We start from the raw sequence: 297 nt of genomic DNA, 5'->3' as shown, positions 1-297 counted from the left end.
CGATTCCGCCGATCCCCGTTCGTCGTAACCAAGCAACGAAGGACAACACACCGATGCGTTTCATGATGCTGATGATCCCCGGCGGCTACGCGGAGGCGGCGCCCGATGTCATGCCCAGCGCCGAGGCGGTGGAAGGGATGATGAAGTACAATCACGAGCTGAAGAAAGCCGGCGTGCTTCTGACGCTCGACGGCCTGCATCCGCCGTCCGCCGGGGCGCGGGTCAGCTACAAGGGTGGCAAGCCTCTGGTCGTCGACGGCCCCTTCGCCGAGGTCAAGGAAGTGCTGGGCGGCTATT

General features: G+C 64.0%; 1 protein-coding gene. It reads left to right on the top strand.

Going from position 1 to position 297, the window contains the following annotated elements; all coding sequences use genetic code 11:
• Positions 1-53: 53 nt before the first annotated feature.
• The coding region (locus tag EN859_RS37020; RefSeq protein ID WP_245525896.1) for a YciI family protein at positions 54-297 on the top strand (244 nt) is incomplete at its 3' end.

The organism is Mesorhizobium sp. M00.F.Ca.ET.216.01.1.1 (genome assembly GCF_004010325.2).
GTDB lineage: Bacteria > Pseudomonadota > Alphaproteobacteria > Rhizobiales > Rhizobiaceae > Mesorhizobium.
The sequence above is the reverse complement of the archived record's forward strand: the minus strand, read 5'-3'. Positions and strand labels throughout refer to the sequence as shown.